The organism is Rhodococcus sp. T9N (assembly GCF_024436645.1).
Lineage (GTDB): Bacteria > Actinomycetota > Actinomycetes > Mycobacteriales > Mycobacteriaceae > Rhodococcus_F > Rhodococcus_F qingshengii.
Genome location: NZ_JAMSKS010000011.1, coordinates 15884 through 41407, shown reverse-complemented (window position 1 = coordinate 41407; position 25524 = coordinate 15884). Strand labels below are relative to the sequence as shown.

Annotated in this window: 24 protein-coding genes and 1 tRNA gene; 14 read left to right on the top strand and 11 right to left on the bottom strand. The window is 61.6% G+C overall.

Annotated features, from left to right (window positions below; all coding sequences use genetic code 11):
* Positions 1–8: 8 nt before the first annotated feature.
* Positions 9–623, bottom strand: coding sequence for a CoA pyrophosphatase (locus M1L53_RS18525; RefSeq protein ID WP_054187378.1), 615 nt, complete (start codon positions 621–623; stop codon positions 9–11).
* 139 nt (positions 624–762) lie between these two features.
* Between M1L53_RS18525 and M1L53_RS18520 the strand changes: the two genes are divergently transcribed.
* Together M1L53_RS18520 and M1L53_RS18515 are read left to right on the top strand one after the other, a co-directional pair.
* Complete coding sequence (locus M1L53_RS18520; protein WP_054187377.1) at positions 763–2898, top strand: bifunctional lysylphosphatidylglycerol flippase/synthetase MprF; 2136 nt, start codon at positions 763–765, stop codon at positions 2896–2898.
* Positions 2899–2902: 4 nt separating this feature from the next.
* Complete coding sequence (locus M1L53_RS18515; RefSeq protein WP_021333503.1) at positions 2903–5170, top strand: DUF2254 family protein; 2268 nt, start codon at positions 2903–2905, stop codon at positions 5168–5170.
* Here the strand turns inward: M1L53_RS18515 and M1L53_RS18510 are convergent.
* The 5 genes from M1L53_RS18510 to M1L53_RS18490 all read right to left on the bottom strand — a co-directional run bounded on the left by M1L53_RS18510 (position 5132) and on the right by M1L53_RS18490 (position 11267).
* On the bottom strand, positions 5132–6421 hold the full coding sequence (locus tag M1L53_RS18510; RefSeq protein ID WP_054187376.1) for an esterase family protein: 1290 nt from the start codon (positions 6419–6421) through the stop codon (positions 5132–5134). The two genes, M1L53_RS18515 and M1L53_RS18510, sit on opposite strands and share 39 nt — an antisense overlap.
* A gap of 65 nt (positions 6422–6486) precedes the next feature.
* Positions 6487–8970: an aminopeptidase N gene (gene pepN, locus M1L53_RS18505; protein ID WP_054187375.1), complete on the bottom strand. Its 2484-nt coding sequence runs from the start codon at positions 8968–8970 to the stop codon at positions 6487–6489.
* Positions 8971–9018: 48 nt separating this feature from the next.
* Positions 9019–9819 (bottom strand): bifunctional hydroxymethylpyrimidine kinase/phosphomethylpyrimidine kinase, encoded by an 801-nt coding sequence (gene thiD, locus M1L53_RS18500; protein WP_054187374.1) that lies wholly within the window; start codon positions 9817–9819, stop codon positions 9019–9021.
* 93 nt (positions 9820–9912) lie between these two features.
* Positions 9913–10527, bottom strand: a complete 615-nt coding sequence (locus M1L53_RS18495; RefSeq protein ID WP_231915802.1) for a class F sortase — start codon at positions 10525–10527, stop codon at positions 9913–9915.
* The gene (locus M1L53_RS18490) at positions 10524–11267 is read right to left on the bottom strand and encodes a hypothetical protein (RefSeq protein ID WP_054187372.1); all 744 of its coding nucleotides are present in this window, start codon (positions 11265–11267) and stop codon (positions 10524–10526) included. Before M1L53_RS18490 ends, M1L53_RS18495 begins: the two co-directional genes overlap by 4 nt.
* Positions 11268–11610: 343 nt before the next feature.
* Between M1L53_RS18490 and M1L53_RS18485 the strand changes: the two genes are divergently transcribed.
* Positions 11611–12054 (top strand): hypothetical protein, encoded by a 444-nt coding sequence (locus M1L53_RS18485; protein WP_030537512.1) that lies wholly within the window; start codon positions 11611–11613, stop codon positions 12052–12054.
* A gap of 21 nt (positions 12055–12075) precedes the next feature.
* On the top strand, positions 12076–12897 hold the full coding sequence (locus tag M1L53_RS18480; RefSeq protein ID WP_054187371.1) for a class II glutamine amidotransferase: 822 nt from the start codon (positions 12076–12078) through the stop codon (positions 12895–12897).
* 85 nt (positions 12898–12982) lie between these two features.
* Here M1L53_RS18480 and M1L53_RS18475 read toward each other — a convergent pair whose 3' ends face one another.
* A complete protein-coding gene (locus tag M1L53_RS18475; RefSeq protein ID WP_021333511.1) occupies positions 12983–13540 on the bottom strand; it encodes a QsdR family transcriptional regulator in 558 nt (185 codons plus the stop codon).
* 275 nt (positions 13541–13815) lie between these two features.
* Here M1L53_RS18475 and M1L53_RS18470 point away from each other — a divergent pair, with 275 nt between their 5' ends.
* The 8 genes from M1L53_RS18470 to M1L53_RS18435 all read left to right on the top strand — a co-directional run bounded on the left by M1L53_RS18470 (position 13816) and on the right by M1L53_RS18435 (position 21448).
* Complete coding sequence (locus M1L53_RS18470; protein ID WP_054828049.1) at positions 13816–14727, top strand: ABC transporter ATP-binding protein; 912 nt, start codon at positions 13816–13818, stop codon at positions 14725–14727.
* On the top strand, positions 14727–15701 hold the full coding sequence (locus M1L53_RS18465; RefSeq protein ID WP_021333513.1) for an ABC transporter ATP-binding protein: 975 nt from the start codon (positions 14727–14729) through the stop codon (positions 15699–15701). The genes M1L53_RS18470 and M1L53_RS18465 overlap by 1 nt, the downstream gene beginning before the upstream one ends.
* Before the next feature lie 130 nt (positions 15702–15831).
* A complete protein-coding gene (locus tag M1L53_RS18460) occupies positions 15832–17364 on the top strand; it encodes an ABC transporter substrate-binding protein (RefSeq protein WP_064074346.1) in 1533 nt (510 codons plus the stop codon).
* Positions 17365–17444: 80 nt separating this feature from the next.
* Positions 17445–18407 (top strand): ABC transporter permease, encoded by a 963-nt coding sequence (locus M1L53_RS18455; RefSeq protein WP_185744458.1) that lies wholly within the window; start codon positions 17445–17447, stop codon positions 18405–18407.
* Positions 18404–19264 (top strand): ABC transporter permease, encoded by an 861-nt coding sequence (locus M1L53_RS18450; protein ID WP_020969703.1) that lies wholly within the window; start codon positions 18404–18406, stop codon positions 19262–19264. The genes M1L53_RS18455 and M1L53_RS18450 overlap by 4 nt, the downstream gene beginning before the upstream one ends.
* A 65-nt stretch (positions 19265–19329) precedes the next feature.
* A complete protein-coding gene (locus tag M1L53_RS18445) occupies positions 19330–20214 on the top strand; it encodes an SCO6745 family protein (protein WP_021333517.1) in 885 nt (294 codons plus the stop codon).
* 176 nt (positions 20215–20390) lie between these two features.
* A complete protein-coding gene (locus M1L53_RS18440) occupies positions 20391–21071 on the top strand; it encodes a hypothetical protein (protein WP_054187369.1) in 681 nt (226 codons plus the stop codon).
* A 56-nt stretch (positions 21072–21127) separates the two neighbouring features.
* Positions 21128–21448: a hypothetical protein gene (locus M1L53_RS18435; RefSeq protein WP_261949251.1), complete on the top strand. Its 321-nt coding sequence runs from the start codon at positions 21128–21130 to the stop codon at positions 21446–21448.
* Here the strand turns inward: M1L53_RS18435 and M1L53_RS18430 are convergent, their stop codons facing one another.
* On the bottom strand, positions 21449–21904 hold the full coding sequence (locus M1L53_RS18430) for a hypothetical protein (protein WP_021333520.1): 456 nt from the start codon (positions 21902–21904) through the stop codon (positions 21449–21451).
* A 467-nt stretch (positions 21905–22371) separates the two neighbouring features.
* Between M1L53_RS18430 and M1L53_RS18425 the strand changes: the two genes are divergently transcribed.
* Positions 22372–22797 carry a hypothetical protein gene (locus M1L53_RS18425; RefSeq protein WP_054187367.1) on the top strand — a complete coding sequence of 142 codons (426 nt, stop codon included), beginning with the start codon at positions 22372–22374 and terminating at the stop codon, positions 22795–22797.
* Between the two features lie 15 nt (positions 22798–22812).
* Positions 22813–23178, top strand: a complete 366-nt coding sequence (locus M1L53_RS18420) for a hypothetical protein (RefSeq protein ID WP_054187366.1) — start codon at positions 22813–22815, stop codon at positions 23176–23178.
* Positions 23179–23239: 61 nt separating this feature from the next.
* On the opposite strand, the gene M1L53_RS18415 is transcribed toward M1L53_RS18420, so the two are convergent.
* The 3 genes from M1L53_RS18415 to cmk all read right to left on the bottom strand — a co-directional run bounded on the left by M1L53_RS18415 (position 23240) and on the right by cmk (position 25520).
* A tRNA-Pro gene (locus tag M1L53_RS18415) sits at positions 23240–23313 on the bottom strand.
* Between the two features lie 102 nt (positions 23314–23415).
* Positions 23416–24843: a ribosome biogenesis GTPase Der gene (der, locus tag M1L53_RS18410; RefSeq protein ID WP_003946199.1), complete on the bottom strand. Its 1428-nt coding sequence runs from the start codon at positions 24841–24843 to the stop codon at positions 23416–23418.
* The gene (cmk, locus tag M1L53_RS18405; protein ID WP_170320421.1) at positions 24840–25520 is read right to left on the bottom strand and encodes a (d)CMP kinase; all 681 of its coding nucleotides are present in this window, start codon (positions 25518–25520) and stop codon (positions 24840–24842) included. Before cmk ends, der begins: the two co-directional genes overlap by 4 nt.
* Positions 25521–25524: the final 4 nt, after the last annotated feature.

Here is a 25524-nt window from a genome sequence, read left to right as displayed (position 1 = left end):
AGCTGCCCTTATCTCCAGGCGAACACCGGCTGCTCGAGCTTGTCGATGCGCGTGTTCCGTCCGTTCAGCACTTCGCGGAACTGATAGATGACGGCTCCGGTCGGCGCATGGATCAGGCTCGTTCGGAAAGGCCATTGGATCACCGGGTTCGGTGATTCCTCGATGGTGACGAAGCGCGAGTCCACGTCGAGCTCCTCCGACGTGACGGCATACACCTGGGCCACCTCGTCGGGATTGGGTACCAGTCCCCCGATGTCCTCGCCCGACCACATGACGAACGGCCGGATCACGAATCCCGAACGAGTGACGTAGTCGTCGAGCCGGCCGATGATCTTCGATTCGGGAACGTCGACACCCAGCTCCTCGGAAAGTTCCCGAACCGCTGCCTGTTCGGACGACTCGCCCGGGTCGACGCTTCCGCCCGGCAACGCGAATTGACCGGGGTGGGCGCGCATCTTGCTCGGCCGCTTCGTCACCGGGAACACTGGTGTTCCGTCCGCTGTCCGCATGACGACGATGACCACCGACGCCGAGCGCCTTCCGTCCAATTCGACCGACCGAGGTTCGAAAGCGGCAAGTGAGGCGACCACGTGGTCCCGATTCAGTAAATCTCCGTTCACCATGGCTCGACAGTAGCGCCACGAGACTGAGACCCTCAGCCAGTCTGGTCCATTTTGGCCGCTTCGCCTGCTTATCGGTCTGTATTCCTGTCATGCTGAACAGGCAGAATCCACCGTGCGGCATGGCGAGAAGAGAACCTCGATGGCTGAGCAGTCCCAGACCCCCACCCCGCAGACCGACCAGAGCGCGCCGGGCGCGTCGAATCGGGCCTCCCGCTTCGCCTCCGACACGCTGAGCGTCCTGCGGCGTGTGCCGTTCACCGCGAGCGTAGTGCTCACCATCACCGTCGTCGGGATCGCGACGGGCGCCCTGTGGAATCACGTCCGTACCTACTCGTGGTTCAACGACATCGCCTACGGAGTTCCTGCCTTGCAGGAAGGCAAGTGGTGGACTCTCGTCACGGGGTGGTTCTTCGGATTGACGCCGGGTCAGTATGTTTCGATCATCGTCGTTTTTGCCTTCGCGGTCGGCTGGTGCGAATGGCGCCTGGGAACCAAGAACGCGGCCATCGTCACGATCAGCGGTCAGTTGGCGGGCGAACTCGGTGCATCGCTCCTCCTCTGGGCGGGCAGCCACACCGACTGGGATTGGGCTCGCAACCTCGCCACCCACCGCGACGTCGGCGTGACCACTGCAATCATCGCCGCACTCGCCGCGACCACAGCAACACTCCGCTCGCCCTGGCGAATGCGAGTCCGCGCCATTCTGTGTGCGTACATTGCGATCGCGTTCCTCTTCGAAGGCCGCCTCGCCGACGTGCAGCACCTCATCGCGGTCGCGATATTCCTGCCGGTGGGCGAGAAGTTCTTCGGCGACGGAGAGCGCGGGTTCATCCCCCGAACGCGACGCGAGATCCGCCTGCTCGGATTCATCGGCCTGCTCCTGATCGGCGTGGTCGAGATCGCCGTCTGGCTGTTCCCCGGAAGCGGACCGTTCGGGCCGACGGAAGCCGAAACCGGTTCGGGCTGGACGGCATTGATCGACGTGGTCATCGTTGCCCTCATCGCGGACCAGTTGCGACGAGGTCGCCGCTGGGCCTGGTGGGTTGCCGTGGTGTTCGGTTCACTGACGGTCTTGGCCACCGCCCTCGTCCTCGTTTCGGTTATCTTCTTCGACTACGAGAGCGCCGGCGCCGTCACGGTCGGTACCGCGCTGCTCTGGCTTCTCGAACTCATCTTGTTGATCAAGGGCCGCCACGCTTTCCACGTACCGATGCGGCGCAAGATTCGAGGCGGGCCGTTGTCCGGGAACGATCCGCGCGCCGCCGCTCGGGAACTGCTCAAACGGCACGGCGGCGGAACCATGTCGTGGATGACGACGTGGGACGGCAACAGTTACTACTTCGGCGAGTCGGGTGAGAGCGTCGTTGCATTCCAACGGCATGTCGGTGTCGTCGTGGTCCTGGCCGATCCGATAGCGAGCCCCGACCGACTTGCCGCAGCGGTGGACGAATTCACGACGATGTCCGAAGCCAACGGCCTCACTCCCTGCTTGTTCTCCGTGGGGAAGGAGACAGCCGATGCCGCCGCCCGGCGTGGCTGGCGCACCGTTCAGGTCGCCGAAGACACGATCGTCGACCTACCAGAACTGCAGTTCACCGGTAAATCCTGGCAGGACATCCGCTCGGCGCTCAACAAGGCCAAGAAGGACGACATCACCTTCCGGATGACAACATTGGCCGACGAGCCGTTCTCCGTATTGGCTCAGGTGCGCGCCATCTCCGAGGAATGGGTGGGCGACAAGGGGCTACCCGAGATGGGGTTCACCCTCGGAAGCGTCGAGGAGGCGCTCGACCGCGACGTCCGGGTCGGCTTGGCCGTCGACCCGACCGGAAGCATTCACGGCGTCACCTCGTGGTTGCCGGTGTACGGCGAAGGCGGCGTGGTTCAGGGTTGGACACTCGACGTCATGCGTCGACGTCCCGACGGGTTCCGTCCGGTGGTCGAGTTCCTCATCGCATCGTCGGCCCTCGAGTTCAAAGAACAAGGTGCCCAATTCGTCTCACTGTCCGGAGCACCGCTCGCACGCAGCGACGACGGCGCCGACGCCGCATCGATGGACCGCCTGCTGGACATGCTCGGAGCCGCGATGGAACCGCTCTACGGCTTCCGGTCTCTTCACGCGTTCAAGAAGAAGTTCAAGCCGAGGTACGAAGCCGTTTTCCTGTGTTTCCGCGACGAGGCCGACCTGCCTCGGATCGGAATCGCACTGACGCGTGCCTACCTGCCCGACGCAACGGCTCCTCAGCTGATCAAGCTCGCCACCAGCAAGAGTTGACGCCGTGCGGTCCTGGTTCGAGCACACGGTCGTCGACACCGGCAGGCTCCCGCTGTTCTTCCTCCTACTCGCCTTTGTCCTGACGTTCCTGTTCATCCGCTTCAGCGTCCGGATGATCCGGGCCGAGGTCTCGTGGTGGCCAGGCAATGTCACGCCCGGTGGAATGCACATCCACCACATGGTTTTCGGTTTGATGATGATGCTCGTGTCCGGCTTCGCCTTCATCGCTCTGGCCGACTATCACACCCCGATCGCCAATTGTGTTCTCGCGTCGGTGTTCGGTATCGGCAGCGCGTTGGTCCTCGACGAGTACGCGCTCGTGTTGCATCTGCGCGATGTCTACTGGGCCGAGGAAGGTCGCTCGTCCATCGACGCGGTGTTCGTTGCCATCGCGATCTCGTTCCTTTTCCTTCTCGGGGTCCACCCGATCGGGTTCGCGGGAGAGTTCGACCCGTACGAGCAGGACCGTAGCCTGGCGACGTTGATCGGCGTTGTCGTCGCGATCGTCATCCAACTCGGACTCGCCGTGATCACGTTGATGAAGGGCAAACTCTGGACCGGCTTGATCGGGCTGTTCTTCACCCCACTTCTGTTGATCGGAGCAATTCGGTTGAGTCGCCCGGGTGCCCCGTGGGCGCGCTCGCGTTACCGCGACAAGCCGGCGAAGATGAGCCGGGCAGTGGCCCGTGAACAGCGTTATCGCGAGCCGATGATCCACGCGAAGATCTACGTTCAGGAAACGGTGTCGGGAAGTTTCGGTTCCACTCCCCCGCCCCCACCACCGCTCCCCGTCGTCGACACCACAACCCCCACGTCGAAGGTCGGATTGTCGCGGCGGCTCTCGGACAGAATTCGCTGGCGTCGAACTCGCCGACGACTACGAACAGTCCCGGTCTGGCGTCTCCCCGTGATCCTCGTCGTCCTGTCCGTCGTCACCGCGAACATCCTCGTCGGGATCGACGGAGACCTGGTCAGCGACGGCGACGTCGGTACCATTTCCGAGGGCGTCGACGCCGGGGCCACCGCGACGCTGCTCAGCGTCATCGCCGGCGGGATGATCACTCTCACCGGTCTGGTGTTCACCGCCATCACCCTCGCAATGCAGTTCGGCGCCTCGCAGATTTCGGTGCGGGTGGTCCCGATGCTCGCGCAGCAGCGGGTGATGCGGTGGTCGATCGGCATGTTTCTGGCCACGTTCGTCTTCTCCTTGATCATTGCGCTCGATCTGGCGCTCGATTCGGAGAATTCCTCACCGACCATCTCCACAGCGATCGCACTGCTTCTGGCATTGGCCAGTGCGATCCTGTTCATCGCGTTGGTGGCGAAGGTCGGGTCGATTCTCAATTCCAGTCGGTTGCTGCGTTGGATAGCGGCCCAGGGCCGGAGCGCGACGATTCGTGCCTATCCGCTGTACGAGGACCTGCCCTCTGGCGCACCGAAACCCAGTCAGCCGCTCCCCCTACCCCAACCGCGCGAGTCCGAGAACTCCGAGAGCGCCGACGCACTGGTGATTCGCCTGCGCCACCTCTCACCCGACGGCCGGATTCTGCTGGCGATCGATCTCGCACGACTGCAGCGGTTGGCCGGCCGCTGGGACGTCTCGGTCGAAGTCGTCCCCAGCATCGGCGAGTTCGTCGCCCAGAACGCGCCCCTCTTCGAGGTACGCGGACCCTCGCTGAAGGTACGCCCGGACACCTTGATGTCGTGCTTGATCTTCGGTGACACGCACAGCCCGGTCGTCAGCCCCGGTGCAGCGCTTCAGTCGATCGTGGACATCGCGCTCAAGGCACTGTCACCCGCTATCAACGACCCGGGCCGAGCCGTCCAGGCTCTCGACCACATCGAAGATCTTCTGGTACTTCTCGCCCCGCGGGTCCGCTTCGACACATCAACCTCGGATCTCACGCTGATCAGAGGGCAGCAACGCACCTGGACCGATTACGTGTCCGTCGCCACCGACGAGATCCGGCACTTCAGTACCAATTCCGCGCAGGTCCAGCGCCGTCTACGCGCGGTATTCGCGACCTTGCTCGAAGCCTGCCCGCCGGACCAGCACCCTCCGCTACTCGAGCGCGTCGACGCACTCGATGCGCAATTGACCCGAGAATGGACCGGCGCACTCGACCTTCGGCTCGCGAGTGTGGCGGATCCGCAGGGATTGGGCTCCGAAGCCGGGGCGACCGGAAGAATTCACCCGCTGATCATCGGGTCTTCGGAACTTCCGGACGATCGTTCATCCGGGCAGGCCGAGTCGCGTTCCCAGCCAACCTAATTGACTCGCCAATCCAGCCGACCACACTTGGAAGCTGTGTCCTCCGTCGACCTCGGCGTATTGGACGTCCATCCCTGCGGCCTTTGCGGCTTCGTAGAGCGTTTGAAGACCTGGGCGGTAGTCGTTGTCCTGTTTGCCGACCACGAACACCCCGGCGCTGTCGGGGAACTTCTTCTCCCGGAGCAGATCCTGCGGATTCACTGCCACGAACGCGGCTTCATTGCCGCCGAACGCTGCATCGACCGTCTGCTTGCGATCGCCGAGTGTGGGTTCGATCTGACCGGACAGATCCAGGAACGTCGGATAGACCGCGGGGAAGTTCGTCGCCATCTGGAACGCGCAGGTACCGCCGTAGGAAAGTCCCCCGATCGCCCACTTCCTCGGGTCGGGATCCACCTGGAGGTTCCCGCGCACCCAGTCGGGAACATCGCGCGAAAGGTACGTTGCGACGTTCCCGAGTTGGGAATCGACGCAGAGCGGATTCGCCAGTTCCGACCCGGTCCCGTCAGCAACGACGACAACGGGAGCCAAGCCCGAATGCGCAGCGGCGTAGGTGTCCATGGTCTGGACGAGACGTCCGCCCTGTAGCCAGTCCTCGGGCGCGCCTGGTTGGCCGGCTAGCAGGACCAACACGGGCAACTCCGGTCGCGGGTTGGTGAAATACGCGGGCGGTAGGTAGATCTCGGCGTCGCGGGCGCTGAATCCGGAGACCGTCCCCGCAATCGTGACCGTGCTGACCTTGCCGGTCGACGGCATGTCCGCGGGAGCCTTCCATTGCGAAACCGGTACCGCGCCGTCCTTGCCGTCGTCCAGGTCGGCGAGTGAAACCTTCTCCGCGTCCGAGAGTCCCAGCGCTGTTCCCAACGTCGGATACGACTGGAACTGCAGATTCACGTGAGCCGCGCTCGACACGACCACCAGGAGCACGGAGACCACGGTGAGCACGCGGCCGTCGATCCGCGTCGCCGCAAATACCCGCGAAACGCCCAGCAGCACGCCGAGAATGCCCAACCCGATCCACACGTAGACCGGACGGGCAATCGGATCGGGGAACGGGTGCCACACCTTCTCGATCAGCCAGTAAAGCACGAGAGTGATCGCGATTGCCGCGACGATGCAGACCGGAATCGAGATCAGCACGTGACGCCTCGATCTCGAGAAGATCAGCCACAGAAGTGCCAGAATTCCGAGCACCGTCACCACGGGCGGAACCGGGCCCGTGACCAGCGACAGATCCGTGATCGTGTGCACGTCGTCTCCCGTCGCAGCCCTGTTTAGACAATATCCAAGAACAGGACATTTCGGAGCTGATGGCGTCAGATCACTGCGTTCGACGCCTGGGCACGTAGGTCTCGGGCCAGGTGATCCCGACGCTCGAGAACAAGCCTCCGCAGCGACGCGGGCGCCTCAGCATTGGCCTGGATCCAGGAATCGACAGCAGAGGTGTCTTCAGCTGCCGGGAAGAGCCCGTTCACCAACCGTCGCGCGATCTCGATGCTGCGTTCGGACCACCACTTCCCCAGGGACGAGAAGTACTCTGCCGCATATCCCTCGATCAACGACGGGTCCGTGCCCGAACGGAATCCGGCGATCGTCGCATCCAGGCGGTCGTTCGAGAGTGAGGCATCGGTGGTCGCCGACGCCCAGGCAGCCGCCTTGGTCTCGGCATCGGGAATCGACGCCGCGGCGCGGACGTACGCCGTTCGACCCGCTGACGTGCTGTCCTTGCTCAGCTCACCATCGAAGTCGCTCACACTCGCATGGCCGGTCGCCGACAGGGCGATCCACAATGCCCACCGCAGATCAGGATCGAGAGCCAGTCCGACCGGCCCCGGGCAGGTGCCGTCGAGTATCGACCGCACCTCGTCGGCGCGAGCATCGTTGACCGCTGCAGCGGCCGACAGAGCCCGTGCCCATGCCAGCTGTCTTCCGGACTCCGGTTCGGCTTCGAACACCGCCTTCCAGGTCGTTTCCAACCAGCCTGCACTTACATTGGGCCGCAAGCTTTTCGGAACGTAGTGAAGAACCGCGTATTGGGCATCGGTCAGGATCGAGCTGAGAATCGCAAGATCTGTCTCCGCGGGAGCGAATCGTTCCACCATGTCGAGGTACCGGAACACCGAGAGCTGCGCATCACGCACCGAGTTCCACAGCGACGACCAGATCACCCCGCGCGCAAGCGGATCGCTCACGCGGTCCAGGGATGCCTCGACAGTGGACAGAGATTCCGCGTCCAATCGCACCTTGGCGTAGGTGAGGTCTTCGTCGTTGAGCAGTGTGAGTGCTCCGGGCGGAAGGTCGACCGACGTGCGTGATTCGGTGATGTCGAGTTCGACGCGTTCGGTGCGAACAAGGTCTCCGGACTCGTTGTAGTCGTAGATTCCGACTGCGAGCCGATGCGGCCTCGGGTCCGTCTGGACCAGGTCTGTTCCGTCGAGCGACAGCGTGGACACTCCGGTGGTCTGCAACCAGATTCGGGCCCATTCGCGCACATCACGTCCGGAAGTCTCCGCGAGCACGTCGAGCAGATCAACCAGCGTGGTGTTCCCGAAGGCGTGGGCCTTGAAGTACCGTCGTGCCGCTTCGAAGAACGCGTCACGGCCGACGAACGCCACGAGTTGCTTGAGGACACTGGCGCCCTTGGCGTAGGTGATTCCGTCGAAGTTCAGCTTCGCAGCTTCGAGATCGACGATGTCGGCGACGATAGGATGCGTGGTCGGCAGCTGATCTTGGAGGTACGCCCACGCTTTTCGCTTGATGGCAAATGCTACCCAGGCATCGGTGAAGCGAGTAGCTTCGGCGCTGACCAGCGATCCCATGAAGTCGGCGAAGGATTCCTTGAGCCACAAGTCGTCCCACCAGACCATGGTCACGAGATCGCCGAACCACATGTGCGCCATTTCGTGCAGGATCGTGTTGGCGCGGCGCTGATGCTGCTCGTCGGTTGCGGTGCCGCGGAACACGTATGCCTCGGTGAAGGTCACCAGTCCCGGGTTCTCCATGGCGCCGAGGTTGTACTCGGGGACAAAGATCTGGTCGTACTTGCCGAACGGATACGGATAGTCGAAGTACTCGGCGTAGAAGTCCAGCCCCTGACGGGTGATGTCGAAAACGTTCTCCGCATCGAGGTACGGAGCCAACGACGCCCGGCACAGCGCACCCAACTCGACAGTGAGTTCGCCGCGACTCCACGACGACGCCACGCGGTGATACGGCCCGGCCGCGATCGCGGTGATGTAGGTCGAGATCGGCAGCGTCGGGGCGAAAGTGACGCGTTGTGCACCGTCCACGGAGAGAGTCTGGGTCGCGGGCTGATTCGACAGGACTTCCCAGCCGTCAGGTGCTGTCACCTCGAATGTGAAGGGCGCCTTGAGGTCCGGCTGCTCGAAGCAGGCGAAAACACGCCTGGCATCGGCAGGCTCGTATTGCGTGTACAGATACGTCTGATCGTCAGCGTCGTCGACAAATCGGTGCAGCCCTTCGCCGGAACGGCTGTAGTGGCCGTGAGCTGCCACTCGCACGACGTTCGATCCGCCGAGTCCGCGCAGCACGATCCGGGATCCGTCGTACTCCACCGGAATCGACGCACCGTCGACGTCCACGGAATCGACTGCAGCACCGATGAAATCGAGCCACGTGGACTCCACCGAGGACGTCAGATCAATTGTCGTGACCGTCGAAAAGGTCTTCACGGCGGAGTCGACCGCCGATCGCAGATCCAACTCCACCCGGTAACCGGCGACGGAGATGGCTCGAGATCGTTCGGCGACTTCGCTTCGATTCAGGTTCGCAGTACTCACGCACTCGATCCTGCCAGGCCGCGCGCGGCGATGTGAGCCGCCGTGCGCCTATCCCTTGAACGCGCCCTGCCAGACGGTGTCGAACGGCGTGTGTGCCGAGAGGCGGCCTTCGATGCCCGCCGTGACGAACTTCTTGGCCAGAGCGACGGCTTCTCCCACGTCGGCGCCCTTTGCCAGTTCGGCGGTCACTGCGGCGGCCAGCGTGCAACCGGCACCCGAGACGCGCTCTTCGCCGACCTTGGGGGCGGAGAGAACCGTCACGTCGGTCCCGTCGAACAACACGTCGACGGCGTCGCCACCGGCGAGTTCGACACCGCCCTTTGCGAGCACGTACTTGGGTCCGAGGTCATGGATACGACGTGCGGCCTCGATGAGGTCGTCGACGCTTTCGATGCTGTCCATTCCGGCGAGGGTGCGTGCCTCGAACAGGTTGGGTGTGACGACGGTGGCGAGCGGGAGGATCGAATCACGAAGTGCTGTATCGGTATCGAGAGCCGCGCCGGGCTCCTGGCCCTTGCAGATCAGGACCGGGTCGAGGACGACGTGGCGCCAGGACTGCCGACGCAGGCCCTCTGCCACAACCTCGATGGTGGCGGGCGTGCCCAACATGCCGATCTTGACGACGTCCAGATCGTGAGCCGCAGTGGCAGCCTCGATCTGATCAGCGATCACGTCAGGAGCGATCGGCACGAAGCGATGACCCCAGTTGTTCTTGGGATCGAACGAGACGATACATGTGGTGGTCGCTACGCCGTAGACGTCCAATGCCTGGAACGTCTTCAGGTCGACCTGCAGGCCGGCACCGCCAGTCGCTTCGGACCCAGCGATGACATAGGCGAGGTCAACCACAGCACAATCTCCTTCTTCGGACTTTCGAAACGTGCGTGGATGGCCACGAACGCGGGACCCAGTTTATCAACCGTTCCGACGTCTGGTTTTCGGCTATGCGGGCACCGGAGTTCCCCACGCGACGTCGTTGTCCTCGTATCCGAACGGCGGACCGACGAACTCGCCGCCGCAGGTGATCAGCGCGAGGGTTTCGGGTCCGTCGAGGCTGTTCAATCGCTCGACCGGCAGCTCGCCGTCCTTGCTGTAGTGATCGACCGCATCGATACGGTAGTTCCAGGTCTGTCCCCCGGCGCCCGCCACGGTCACGACCGAGCCGATTTCCAGTGTCGAGAACTTCTTTCCGAAACCGTCACCCTGATAGATGTCGTTGATGTGTCCGGTGATCACCACGGTGCCCGCGCCGGAGCCGGGAAATGCCGAATCTGCCCACCATCCGATCTCACTGACATCCTCGGGCGGAATGAGCGAGCCGTCCGTCGTCGTCTTGATCGGCAGGATGTCAGCGGTGCTGTTGCCTGTGCGCAGCGTGGTCGGGACATCCGGACCGTCGACCACCGCGCGAATTCCTGGCGGCAAATCTTGTTGGCCGGTCGCGAGGACGCGGGTCGGCGAGTCACCGTCGTCGGAACATCCGCCGATCAAGAGCATTGTCGCAACTACTGCAGCGGCCCACGTTCGGCTGGCCGTGGATCCAGGTGCCGCTGTCACGGACGAGAAGTCGGGCCGGACGGAATCTGGGAAATTGGTACTCGGTTTCCGACGTCACGACCGGGAAGTGCGTCACCGGAATCCCCACCGTTCCCACCGGAACCGTCACCACCGCCGTTCCCGCCACCGCTTCCATTCCCGCCGCCGCCGGGGCCCGGGCCGGGGCCGGGGCCGGGGCCGGGGCATTCACCTCCCGGATCGGTGGTGTCGCCGCTCAAAACGATCTTGACCGCAGAGAGGTTGACTGTCCGATTCTGGGCTACCTGGCCCGGAGTTGTGACGTCGAAGGCGAGCTTGGCACGTACGGGGATGACCGAACCGTCGTCAGCGTCGGTGACCGTTGATCCTGACCGGCCGAGATCTTGGGTCAACGTCATTCTGGAGATCAAATCCTGATCTCCGGTCAAGCCGGCGCCGTCGATCCGAAGGGTCCCTCGGACGGGACTTCCGTGGGCTCTGATCGTCACCGATGCGCGGAACTCGAGGATGTCTCCCGGCACTGTCCGCCACGCCTCGATCGAGTTGATTTTCGTTCCAGGCGATCCAGTCGAGATGTCGTACCAACCGTCGATCACGGCCGGATCGAGTGACATCGAATTTTCGTTGATTTCCGAGTTGCACGCGCGGGTGAGCGAAACGGGGGCAGCCGATCCCACTGCGGGGAGTGCTGTCGACACAACGGTCGCCAAGACGAAGGCCGTCGCGGTGATGCCCGCGGTACGCCTGCCGAAGATCGTCATTCTCTCGCTACCTTTTTTCCGCGGACCGTAGCTTCCGGTCAATTCAGTCAAAATACCAGTACAGCTGGACAAATAGGTCGAATTCCGTGCCGAATTCTTCTTGTTTTCTGTGAACTTCGGTTACGAGCAATTTCTCCGCACACGCGTTCCGGCAAGGGGTCCATCGGATCAACAGGGGTCAGAAGTTACATTTCGCCCGCACATCGGAGCAGATCGCACTGATTTCTCACCGCATTGGACAGGTATTTCCGTTTCATAGCGGTCAGCCGGTGGAACAACGATCACTACAACGAGCGTGCCGGGCACGTGTCCGGTCGCCCCCACCGAATCAAGGGAAACCGTCATGTCGGATACAACATCAGTCAAGCAGGGTTTCGCGGTAGGAACATCGATCGGGGCAGCCGTCATCTTGGTGACGGTCGGCATCGTGCAGTTCTTCCAAGGACTCGCTGCCGTCGCCGAAAACGAAGTGTTCGTAGTCGGGATCGACTACGTCTATCAGTTCGACCTGACGACGTGGGGTTGGATCCATCTCGTGTTGGGCGCGCTCGTCGCTCTCGTCGGGCTTGCACTGTTCACCGGAGCGGCCTGGGCGCGGGTGTCGGCAGTGGTGATCTGCGCGATCTCGATCATCGCGAACTTCTTGTGGCTGCCGTACTACCCCTGGTGGTCGACTCTCATCATCGCGCTGAACATCGTCGTGATCTGGGCTGTGTCGACATGGAAGCCCACCCAGACGACGCATGCCGCTGCGCATGCACCGTCAACGCCGACTCGATCTGCTTGAGTTGAAAGTATGTGTAGGTGGATGGCGTATTCCGGAGAGCCGATACTGGCCCATGACTTGCTGTTCAGGCCACAGCACTCGCTGATCGACCAGAGCCTGCATTCTCAACTCGGGGCCACGACGACAAATGGCGACGGCTTCGGAATCGGCTGGTACGGGGAAGGCCTCCAACCGGCAGTTTTCAAGAGCATCGAACCCGCGTGGAACGACTCGAACCTGCGCGAAGTCACCTCCCAATTGCGCACCCCTCTGCTGTTCGCTCACATCCGCGCCTCGACGGGAACTGCAGTGCAGCGCAGCAACTGTCACCCGTTCCGGCACCGGCAATGGTTGTGGATGCACAACGGTTCACTACACGGATTCCACGACATGAAACGGGAATTGGTGACTGCCATTGATCCGTCGCTCTTTCCGGATCTCGAAGGATCGACGGACTCGGAAACCTTGTTCTTCCTCGCGCTGACGTTCGGCCTGACCGACGATCCGTTCGAAGGTGTCGCGAGGGCCGTCGGATTCGTCGAGCACACGGCCCGCTCGCAGGGAATCGACAATCCGGTTCAGATGACCGTCGCCACGTCGGATGGCATCTCCACCTGGATCTTTCGCTATTCCAGCGAGCACCAGTCGAGGTCGTTGTTCTTCTCCACCGAGATTTCCACGTTGCGCAAGCTCCATCCTGAGGTGGATGCCCTGCACCATCTGAGTGAGGAGACCCGAATCGTCGTCTCCGAGCCACTACGTGACCTTCCCGGCGCCTGGAACAAGGTTCCCGAATCCGTCGCAGGCGTCATCCGGCCCGGACGGGACGAGATGCGGAGCTTTGTGCCGATCCCACCAGCCTGATTGGGTCATACAACCAGGCATAGCTATGAAATAGCTTGCATTCGAAGCGCTTTCACGAAAACTGAGACAACGGAAACTCGGCACACTAGTCACGCGAGAGGATGAGCCGGAACGCCAAGCGAGCCTTCTCCGTATCCGGAGTGCCACCAGTGAGCAAATCGTTGTAGATGAACGACTCACCCACGCGAACCAGCAGATATGCCATGTCCTCGACGGGCAGGTCTGGCCGAATCTGCTCCGGTATTTCAGCTTCGATCAGCCTTCGCACGGATTCGACCATCGTGCCCTGAATCGGCCCCAGTCCAGTTGTGAGTATGCACAACGCCTTTTGCGGTTCCCGAGTCAAATACGTCCGGAAGAATTCGGTCTCGATTGTCGCCCGTGCATGGTAAGTGAGGACGTCGACAACCCTTGACGCTCCGCTTCCACCGCACTCCTCGAGGCCCATTCGCCACGTTCGGCGCGCCAGCGAATCGAGCACGTCACCGGTAATTGTGTCGCGATTCCCTGCACGCCGGAACAAGGTGGTCCGATCCACCCCCAACTCGGTGGCCAAAGCGTTCACATCGAGCGGTTTTCCGGCTGCGAACTGTCGTCGGGCGGCACTCAACGCTTCCGCGCGGATGTCACGTGTCTCGGCCATGGAGTGAATGTATCGCTGACGACGTGCTGGTCGGTAGCCGGAGGCGATCAGACGGCGCCATCGACGGCAATCGTTGCAACATTCATTGACTTTGTTGCAGGTGAGTGTTTATTGTTCCCCGGTACGTGATTCCAGTCACAACAGTTCAGTTGTTTACGGAGGAATGCGATGAACGATCACACGTGGACGACCCGACGATGAGCCCACTTCTGCAAGTACGAGACCTCACGGTTGACATTGGGACAGAATCGATTTCGAACAGACTCCTCGACCGAGTGAGCTTCGAGTTGGGGTCGGGCGAAATCACCGGCCTCGTAGGAGAGAGCGGAAGCGGAAAGACACTGACCGGACTCGCTCTGCTCGGTCTCTTGCCCCGTACGGCAACAACCAGCGGAAGCATCCGTTTGGAAGGACAGGAACTTGTGGGTCTGCCCGCCGCCGAGTTGAGGAAAATACGCGGTCGCGACGTCAGTATGGTCTTCCAGGACCCGAGTTCGGCTCTCAACCCCTCCGTCAGCATCGGTCGCCAGATCGTCGATGTGTTGAAGGCCCACCGCGACATCACGAAAGTCGATGCGGAGGACGTGGCTACAGATCTTCTCCACCAGGTCGGTCTGGCCGACCCGAGCAGAACCTTGAAGTCGTTCGGGTACGAGCTTTCCGGCGGGATGTGTCAGCGGGTGATGATCGCGATGGCCCTGGCATGCGGTCCGAAGTTGCTGATCGCGGACGAACCGACAACAGCGCTCGACGTCACCATCCAAGCTCAGATTGTCGATCTCCTTCGAGAACTGGCCGAACAGCGCGATCTTGCCGTGTTGTTGATCAGTCACGACCTCGCGGTTGTCGCCGAGGTCGCGGATCGAGTCATCACCATGTTTCGCGGCGAGATCGTCGACGTCGCGCCACGAGACGTGCTGCTTCGGCGGCCCGCGCATCCCTACACGTTCAGCCTTCTCGAGGCGGCACGCTCGACATTCGAAGAAGTCTCCTCCCAATCACCCAAGGCGCGAGGCGATTTCACCACCAAAGCCCCTGCTGACGGCGTGGGTTGCCGATACGTCGCCCGGTGCAACTACTCCGAGGAGCTCTGCATATCCGATCATCCACTTCTGATCGGATCACCGGAATCGGCAACAAGATGTCACCGCAGCGACGAACTCGAGTTGCTCGGACTGGTGAGCTGATGAGCAACACCGACGTCATCGTCGACGTTAGGAATCTGGCAGTCGAGTACGGACGCGGACGCAAAGCTCTTCGCGCGGTCGACGACGTCAGCTTCTCCGTACAGAGGGGCGAAACCCTTGCGATAATCGGTGAATCAGGATCGGGAAAATCCTCGACGGCTCACGCTCTCGCGGGTCTGGTGGCTACGGCCGCAGGCTCCATCACTATGAATCTCGACGACCCGGCGTTCGGCAAGGGTGGATCTTCCCATCTCATTTTTCAAAACCCTACGTCGGCCTTGAACAATCGGATGGCCTCATGGGCTTGCGTAGCCGAGCCGATGGCGCCAGGGCGTCTGCGCATCCCACAGTCCTTGCGGCCGAAAGCCGTCGAGCTGTTGCGTCGGGTCGGTCTCGGCGCTGAGCTTGCCGACCGCCTCCCGACCCAGCTCTCCGGTGGCCAACGCCAACGCGTGACCATCGCTCGTGCACTTGCCTCCAAGGCGCCACTGATTCTCTGCGACGAACCTGTTGCCTCCCTGGATGTTTCGCTTCAGGAAGAGGTGTTGCAACTTCTTGCCGATCTCCGAGAAGAACATGACCTCACGTACATCTTCATTTCGCACGATTTGGGTTCGGTGGCACGGATCGCCGATCGCGTCGCGGTGATGTACCTCGGCCGAATCGTCGAGATCGGACCGGTTGCCACGGTCCTGAGGACTCCATCGCACCCCTACACGCAGGCGCTTCTCGCCGCGGCCCCGCACATCGAACTCGAGCGGCGCAGTCGTCGGAAAGCATTGGTGCGGGGCGAGTTACCCGACCCACGGAATCCACCCTCGGGTTGTCGATTCCGCACCCGCTGCCCGTTTGCGATGGATCGCTGTGCGTCGGAAGCGCCGTCACTTCGCGCGGCCTCGAATTCCGCACACAGCTCCGCCTGCCATCTATCGTCCCCGGCCACATCGACCGGAATCTCCAACCCGCCGCAGTAAATGCGTGCCGCGTCAGTCTCCCCCTTCCGAGAAGACCAAAGCGAAAGTCCACCATATGAATCCGCGTCTGTCTTTGCGATCCCGATATCCGATCACACGCTTCCAGAATCATGGGAAAAGTGGCCCACGTGTGCTGGTAGCTGCGTTTGCACTTTCTGCTCTTGTGCTCAGCGGCTGTTCGAGCAGCGCCACCGGTACCGCCGGCGATACCGGACCTGCCGATCCGAACGCCGAACTCAAGGTCGCGACATCGCACGTGCCCGCCTCGCTCGACCCGTGTGCGGGAAACATCGGATACGACATCGACTACTTACAGTTGATGTATGCACCACTGATCGATGCGGAACCTGCCACCCAGAAGTTGCGGCCCGGAATCGCCAGCGAGTGGGGCTTCTCCGGACCGGACAACCTGACGTTCGAGATGACGTTGCAGAACGGCTTGACCTTCCACGACGGTACAGCTGTCGATGCAGCAGCCGTCAAGGCAAGCATGGAACACTGCTTGAGTCTCGGAATCGTTTCCGTCCCGACGATCAAGAGCATCGAAGCAACGTCCCCAGATCACGTCACGATCTCGTTGAGTTCACCTACCTCCGGTTTACCAGGCTGGCTCAACGGCAGATTGGGAATGGTGGTCTCCCCCACTGCGCTGGCAGCAGCAGGGGCAGACTTCGCCAACAAGCCTGTAGGCGCAGGGCCGTACACATTCACCAGCGCAGTCCCGAACAGTTCATACACATTCAGTCGATTCGACGATTACAAACCGGCAGGTCCACCCAGCCCCCAGCTCGCCAAGATCCAGATCCAGGTGATCTCCAATCCCACAGCGCTGACAAATGCCCTGACATCGAACGCTGCGGATTTTGCATACGGGCTCACACCGTCGAGTGCTCCGATCCTCGAACGGAATCCCAACCTGAACGTCAGTCACGACCCGAGACTCGGAGTTGCGCTCGTCGTGATCAACAACAAGAACCCTGTGGTTAACGACGTCCGGGTTCGTCTGGCGATGCAGTATGCGCTCGACCGCAAGGCAATTGCGCGAGCCGCGCTGGACAGCTCGGAAGGAACTGCGGCGTTCGGTCAATATCCTCCCGGTTCGCAGTTCTACGACGAGGAAACCGAAGATGCATGGCCGTACGACCCGGAGAAGGCCAAATCGCTGCTAGCGGAGGCGGGGTATCCGAATGGGGTCACCGTGCGCGGACTAGCAGGCAACCTACCGCCGTACTCGACCAACGCGGTCCTTGTCGGAGAACAATGGGAGAAAGTCGGCATCAAGGTCGACTTCGTCGAAATGAGTGGACCTCAGGCGATTACGGAGTTCGTCGCACACAACAGCGCGGACGTCTTCAGCGTGGGATGGCCCACGCGAGCATCCGCACCGCTCAATTTCGAAGCCTCTCTGGGTTCGCGATCGTACTTCCGGCAGAATTCCGTCCCCAACGAGGAGTTGGAGAAGCTGATCGCACTGCTGAACAACACGTATGACGAAACCGCTCAGCTCGACATCGTCAAACAGATCAATCAAGTCGTGATCAAGTCCGCTGAGTACGTACCGTTGTACTTCACTCCCGACGTGGTCGCCTACACGAAGAACGTCCACGGGGCCGTTCCTGCACTGAACGGCTCCCCCAATCTGACGTACCTCTCGAAGTCATGACGACGACCGTTGTATCGCAAGAGAATTCGTTGGCCCCCGAGCCTGAGAGCGTTCCGACCCGAAACCCTCACCGATCGCCGGTGAATCCTTACATACGGATGATCGGCGTCCGGTTCGCACAGATAATTCCTACCGCGATCATCGCTAGTTTCATAACCTTTGCCCTTATCCGGATAATCCCCGGTGGACCAGCCGAGGCCCTTCTCGGTCCGAACGGCAGCGATGAATCGATCGCCGCACTCAACGAGCGCCTCGGATTGAATCAACCTCTGCTGGTCCAGTACTGGAACTGGGTGGTGTCGGCTCTGCACGGAGATCTGGGAACGTCGCTACAGAACAGCGCCCCCGTCGGCCCACAGATCCTTGCGCGCCTGCCGGCGAGCGCCGAGCTCGTTGTACTCGCACTGTTACTGTCCGCCGTCGTCGCTATACCGCTCGGTGTGTGGACCGCGACGCGGCAGGGACGACGCAGCGATGGTCTGACCCGCACGGTTTCGGGGATCGGACTCGCGGTACCGGACTTCTTCCTCGCTATCGTGCTGGTCGATGTCTTCGCCCTCGGTTTGGGAGTTCTACCGGTGCTCGGCTGGGTTCCTCTCAAGAACAGTGTGATCGACAACCTGAGCCATTTGGTCCTACCAGCAACGGCGCTCGCTGCCGGCGCAGCATCGATTGCGGTTCGGCAGACCAGGGCTGCGATGATCGAGACACTGTCAAGTGACTACGTACGAACTGCGCGTGCGATGGGTATCGACGAGCGGAAGATCGTGTGGCGCTACGCGCTACGAAACATCGTTCCCACGATTGTCACTGTCTATGGATTGCTCGCCGTGGCGATGCTGGGTGCGACGGTCATTCTCGAGCAGATCTTCGTGCTGCCGGGCCTCGGGAGCGCTCTCGTCATTGCGATCGACACGCGAGATTATCCGATGCTTCAAGGCATTGTGTTGCTGTTCGTCGTGATCGTGCTTCTCGTGAACATCCTGGTCGACGTCGTCAACAACATGATCAGCCCACAATTGAGGAAGGGAACGATCTCGTGAGCCAACTCGCGCTGACCACCGCAGGCGAGACCCGCTCCAAGTGGGCTCTCCCTCGACTGCACCCCGGATTATGGCTCAGCTACTGCTTTCTCGGCACGCTGATAGCGGCGTCCGTCTTGGCCTCGTTCGTGGCTCCGCACAGTCCGACCGATCAGAACCTGACCAACACGTTCGCCGGTCCGAGTGCACAGCACCTGCTTGGCACTGACGGCTTCGGTCGTGACGTGCTCAGTCGATTGATCTGGGGAGGACGCTCCGCCTTCTTCGGCGTCGCGATCGCTGTCGCCGTCAGTCTGCTGTTGGGAATTCCGTGGGGGTTGATCGCCGGATATTGGCCACGCTGGATCGGCGCGTCACTCCTCCGGGTGGCGGACGCATTGCTGGCATTCCCAGGTTTGGTTCTCGCAGTGGCTATTACCGGTGTTCTGGGGCCGAGCCTGATCACGTCGATGTCAGCGCTCGGAGTCGTCTATGCACCCACAATTGCAAGAATTCTGGCTGCCGGGGTCAGCGAAACGAGGAACCGAGACTTCGTTCTGAGCGCGCGACTCTCAGGATGCCCGCCGCACGTAGTGCTCCTGCGTCATCTTCTTCCGCACGCAATCGGGCCGGTTGTCGTTCAGGTGACCGTGCTCACCGGCCTGACTTTTCTCGCGCAGGCGGCACTCTCATTCCTGGGGTTGGGAATACAGCCCCCCACTCCGAGTTGGGGCGGTGACTTATCCGATGCGTACCTGCACATCTTGAGTGCACCACAACAGATTCTCCCCTCCGGCATTCTGATTTCATTGGTCGTCCTGGCCGTCTACCGAGTGGGTGATGCCGTCCGGGACCGCATGTATGTGAGAGGGAGATAGCCGGCGTAGAACAACCATCCGACTCGACTGTTCGAAGACCACACCACCAGCATGAAGGACTATCGATGACCTCGATCGCACCAGAAACCGCGCGCCGCGTCTTCCGTGGAGCCGAACCGATACACGGCATGATCTACTTCACCCCTTTCGGCGCGGAAGCATATGCCGCACTGGGCTTTACACACCCTCGAATGGGCTACTTCGCTTCGCGGTCTGCGCCCATGGGCGCAGTAGCGGCTGAAGTCACCATCGCTACGTTCTTCAACTTCAACCCCGAACTTGTACACGCGGTGCTGCCGGAAGCCTGGACAATCGCCACCCCCGAACAGATCCTCACTGCTCGACTCGATGCTGTCGACCGTTCGCTGCGCAAGGCCTGGGGAGAACATGTCGACGGCACCGAAGTTCGCGAAGCTGCCGAACTCGCACGTCGAGCCGCGGAACGCGCCTGCAACAGACCACAAGGGCGACCCCTGTTCGGTGGGCACGCATCATTGCCGTGGCCTGAGGAGCCTCATCTCGTGTTGTGGCATGCCCAATCCTTGCTCCGGGAGTTTCGCGGAGATTCTCATGTCGCACTTCTTCACGCCGAGGGACTCAACGGTGTCGAAGCGTTGGTAGTCCACGCCGCAACCGGTGATGTTCCTGCTGCTGCTCTGCAAATGAGCCGGGCATGGGACAACGATCAGTGGGCGGAAGGCGTCGAAAGTGTGCGGGCGCGTGGATGGCTCGAAGGCGGCCCCGAGCTTCACCTGAACGAGGTGGGTCGCGATCGCCGGAAGCGGGTTGAGCATCAGACCGATGTGCTGGGGTCGTACCCGTACGAGGCGATCGGAGAGACCGGATGCAGTCGACTGATCGAAATCTCGGAACGTCTCTCCGGTGAAGTGATCGATGCAGATCTCGGATTTCCGGCAGCACTGGCAGCACGTCGCCGATTGCGTGCGTGACAGCAGGTCGTGAGTGTCGAACGTGGCTGGTGGTGATACGACGAGGGTGTCACCACCAGCCCCTTCACACAATTATCGCCGAAGTCGGCTGCGCCCCCAATCTGCACAGTGAGAAGGCATCCGGATGAGACTGCCGTTGTGCCGAATTCTCCCGCGGGATGGGTCAAGATGGCTAGATGCGGAAACAGGCACTCGGGTTTTCTTTGTTCGGTGCGACCGTTGCCATCGTCACGGCGGCGCTGACACAGGGATCGGCACAGGCGTCCGCCACGATCACCCTCTTTTCGGGTGGCACCACAATCTCGGGCTTCGCGGGTGAATCGCAATGGACCTGGCCCATCGAGGCTGCGGTGATCGGCGCCCTTCTGGGCGCGCTGACCGGGTTCGTGCTCCGCCTCGCGGGCGTGCGAATCTCCGGAAGCCAAGACAATCGACTGGTTCGAACTGTGGTGGCAGGCATCGCAGGCGTCACGCTTGGGCTGACGCCCCTGTTGGTCTTGATCGGCATGGCATTCACCGGGTCGGTTGATATGGGATGGTCCCCGCTCCTGGTCTACGCCGTCAGCGGTCTTCTGGCCTATGGCCTTTCGGTCGCCGCCGTGTTCGGAGTTCTTCGCGCTGCCGGGGATCGACTTACTGTTCGCACGACGCGAGCGGTCGCGGCGATGCTTCCGGTAGGGGCGTTGGCGGCGACTGCTGCGGGTGTCGGTACTGCGTGGAAGCTGGGCTTTTCCACCGCCGCTCCCACCTGGATCGCGGTCGTACTGCTGGTGGTGCTCGTATTGGCCGTGACGTTCGTTGCGGCCCGGGCGTGGGCACTACGGATGCAGGCTCGTGACTTTCCAGAAGTGGCATAGGCGGTGGAACGATTGATTCCGACGGGCGCATCGAGATGCGGGGCGAGCGAATCTTCGTGGGACTCGTCGTCGGCCTTCTGCTCGGGCTGTTCGGCTATCTGCCGTTGGTACTCCTGTGGCAACATTTCGCAGATGTCCCGCAGCCGCAGCTTTATCCGAACCGTTCGTTCACGTCGTTCGGCCCCAACCCGCCACCGCTCACCTACTGGATAAGTTGGGCGGCGCCTGCCGCCGTGTTCGTCATTCTCGGACTTATGACTATTCCCAGCCGCACCGGCAGGCAATTCGCGTTGCCATTGGTGCTCGCGTTCCTTTCTGTGGCAGCAATGGTGGCGTGGTTCTGGATCTCGATGGAACTGTTCTTCAGCCCCGACTGATCACTCACTCGGCTGCGTATCGCGAACCCCACTGCGCGCACGCGCAATGGCGCCCTTGTTGCGCAATGCGATCCCCTGATGCACCGCAGCAAGTACCAATGCCAGCACTGCAGCAGGGAGGCTCCCCACCATCGACAGCAGAGAAGGCATACCAGAGCTGAAAGCGGTAAAGAAACCCAGTACTGCAGCGCAAAGCATTGTCGCCGAGACGATCCAGGAAACTAATGGTCGTGGGATCACGGCTGGAATAACGCACAGAGCCACCGGCAACGCCAGCACCAAGAAGAGCTCCCGCCCGAAATAGTCGTGAATCGAGCGGTAACAATCGGCAGAACTGAGCGGGCCGAGGCCTATTTCGCAATCGGTGATCTCGTACAGCGGCCACTGTGCCGTCGCGGATCCCAGAATCCCGGTGGCGACCGCCAATACAACCCACGCGATCCGAATCCCAATCATACGAAGAGATCATGCCAGTAGGCGAAATTGCGCTCCGGAGAAGAAAGCAATTACGACTCGAACTGCGTGGAAGGTCGATACCGTCAACGCTAATCAAAGAATGGATCAAACTATGTTGATCGCATGGGGAGCACTGGCGCTTGCCACTGGTGCCCATATCTATGGCGCTCGCCTCGCAACTCACGGCGACTACGGGCGGAGATTACCTCTCTCGGTAGGACCGACCTCCTCGCGAGCGGCACAACATGTCCGACGTGCTCAACTCACGGGCTGGGTATCGAGCTTGATCGGAGCATCTGCCATCGTCGACAACTATTGGGAGACAGCACCTCTCTTGAGTGCGGGTATCGCAGTCGCTGTACTCGGAGTAGTTAACGGCCTACCGAGTTTGATTGTCACCCTGATGCACAATCGACGGCCGCAACAGGGTTGAAGTTTTCGATTATGTTTTGTGGAAGGGTGCTTGCATGGCAACACAACCGCATGGCCAGTCCATAACCCCGGCGTGGAAAGTATTCACGGCCATCGGTTTTGCAGGTGTTGTGGGCGCTGCCGTGACGTACTTCCGAGACGGGTGCACTTTGGCGATCATTGGCGGGATGGTCATCCTCGCGATTGGTCTGCCGCTTACTGTCTGGTCCATCCTGCGAATGCTGCGTGAGAATCGAGGACATCGCCTTCATTGGTGGAGAACACCGCCGGTCAATCCGAGGAACGTCGACCTGTCTCGTGCTGTCGGCATTCCGACTACAATTTTCGGTGCACTGACCATCTGGCTGAATGCAGCAGGTTCGGCGCCGTGGTGGTTGGCAGCAATCTTTACCGCCATTCTGATCGCGCTCTTCGGAGTAACCGTTGCCGTTCACAATATTCGCCTCAGTCAGCGAACCTGAGCTAGCCTTCCGCGCATGCCGGTTTCCGCGAGTGTCCGTGCGCGCCTTCGCTCCCACTTGCATCCAGACGACGAGATCCACTACGCGTTTCCAGCAGACGTTCTGATGAGCGCGAAACCGAGTGTGTTTGTCGTGGTGAGCCGAAAGGCGATCACCGTCTTCTCGACGAGCTTTCGGTCCAGAAAAGTACCGAGGTCGATCCTCACCCAGTTTCCGAGAATGACCGTCCTCGGCCCGGTCGATACTGCGTCCACGCCGCACTTCACTGCGGCGGGCATAACGTACGAGATCGACGAAGAATATGTTGCAGTCGTGAACGCTGCCGACGCGGAGATCACGTCACCGCAGGACTTCCCGCATGATCCGTTGCCGAACCTTTGAAGGCACAAACAAAAAGGCAGTTTCTCATTTCTGAGAAACTGCCTTTTTGATCTAACTTCGGTCGGGCTGACAGGATTTGAACCTGCGACCACTTGACCCCCAGTCAAGTGCGCTACCAAGCTGCGCCACAGCCCGTCCCACGCCCTTGTTTCGGGCGCTTGGAAAGATTACATCAGGGACGGGCCGAAGTACCAATCGGCTGGTCAGAGCCGTTTCAGTACCGAATTGGACGCAGAATCAGCGGCCCTTACGGTCACGCTTCTCGCGCACTCGGACGGATACGCGGATCGGACTGCCGTCGAAGTTGAACTCTTCACGCAGACGCCGCTCGATGAAGCGGCGGTAGCCGGCCTCGAGGAAGCCCGTGGTGAAGAGAACGAATGTCGGCGGGCGCGTGCTTGCCTGCGTCGCGAACATGATGCGCGGAAGGCGACCACCACGCATCGGAGGCGGCGTTGCTGCCACAACTTCCTTGAGCCAGGTGTTCAGGCGACCTGTGGGGATGCGCTTGTCCCAGGACTCCAGAGCCGTGTCGAGAGCCGGCACGAGCTTCGCCACGGCGCGACCGGTGTGGGCGGAGATGTTGACTCGCTGAGCCCACGGAACGCGGACCAGATCGCGGTCCACTTCCTTGTCCAGCATGAGTCGACGGTCCTCGTCCACGAGGTCCCACTTGTTGAATGCGATCACCAATGCACGACCCGTGTCGGCCACCATGCTCAGAACACGCAGGTCCTGCTCGGTGATCGGCTCGTGCGCGTCGATCAGCAGGATCGCAACCTCAGCGGCCTCGATCGCGCTCTTCGTACGCAGCGACGCATAGAACTCCGCGCCGCTGGCATGGCTGACGCGCTTGCGCAGACCAGCCGTGTCGACGAAACGCCAAGGGCGCCCGCCGAGTTCGACGATGGAGTCGACCGGGTCGACGGTGGTGCCGGCAACATTGTGCACGACGGACCGCTCGTCACCGGACAGCTTGTTGAGCAAGCTGGACTTTCCGACGTTCGGCTTTCCGACGAGAGCAACACGACGCGGACCGCCGCCGGGGATACCTTCACGCGGGGTTTCCGGCAGCTTCTCGAGAACCTCGTCGAGCAGGTCGCCGGTACCGCGTCCGTGCGTCGCACTCACGGAGTACGGCTGACCGAGGCCCAAGGACCACAGTGCTGCAACCTCGGACTCGGTGCGTCCGTCGTCCACCTTGTTGGCAACGAGGATGACCGGAGTCTTCGAGCGGCGAAGCACGCGAGCGACCGCTTCGTCCGTCGCCGTAGCGCCGACAACAGCGTCGACGACCAGGAGAATGGCGTCAGCCGTTCCCATGGCCAACTCCGCCTGACGTGCGACCGCCTGCTGAAGACCCTTTGCGTCGGGCTCCCATCCGCCGGTGTCCTGGACTAGGAAGCGTCGTCCGGCCCAGTTCGCCTCGTACGAGACGCGGTCACGGGTAACGCCGGGGATGTCTTCGACTACCGCTTCACGACGGCCGATGATGCGGTTGACGAGCGTCGACTTGCCGACGTTCGGTCGACCGACAACAGCCAAGGTCGGGACGGCAATGTGCGCTTCGCCTTCGCCGTCCGCTTCGAGATCGGCGTAATCCCACTCCGATTCCTCGGACCAAGTTCCGTCACCGGCATATTCGGTTACCAGATCGTCGCTCACTGCACTGCTCCAGTTCTGTCGCTGACCACCAACAGCAACTTGGCGATCACATCTTCAATTCCCAATTCGCTCGTATCCACCAGAATGGAGTCGTCGGCAGGGCGCAACGGCGACACTGCCCGAGTCGAATCGAGATGGTCACGGCGCTGCACATCAGCCAGCACCGCTTCGTAATTGTCTTCACGGCCTTGGCCGATGTTCTGCGTATTGCGCCGTGCCGCACGGGTTTCCGCCGATGCGGTCAAGAAGATCTTGACGTCTGCATCGGGGAGTACGACGGTTCCGATGTCGCGACCTTCCACGACGATCCGCTCCGCACCGGCCGCCAACTCACGCTGAGTGGCGACCAGCAGGTCGCGAACTTCGGGTACAGCCGACACCGCGGAGACAGCCTTGGTTACCGCGTCGCCGCGGATCTCCTCGCTGACGTCCGCGCCGTCGAGATGCACCTGCTCGCTGCTCGGATCGGTACCGATGGACCATGGCAACGCCGCAACGGCGGCCGTGATCGCGGCGGAATCCGCCAGATCGATTCCCTGACGCAGCACGTGCAGGGTCGCGATCCGGTAGATAGCTCCGGTGTCGAGGTAGCGGGCGCCCAAACGCTGCGCCAACGCACGGGAGACGCTGGACTTGCCGGTTCCGGACGGTCCGTCCATCGCGACCACCAGCGGCATGGAC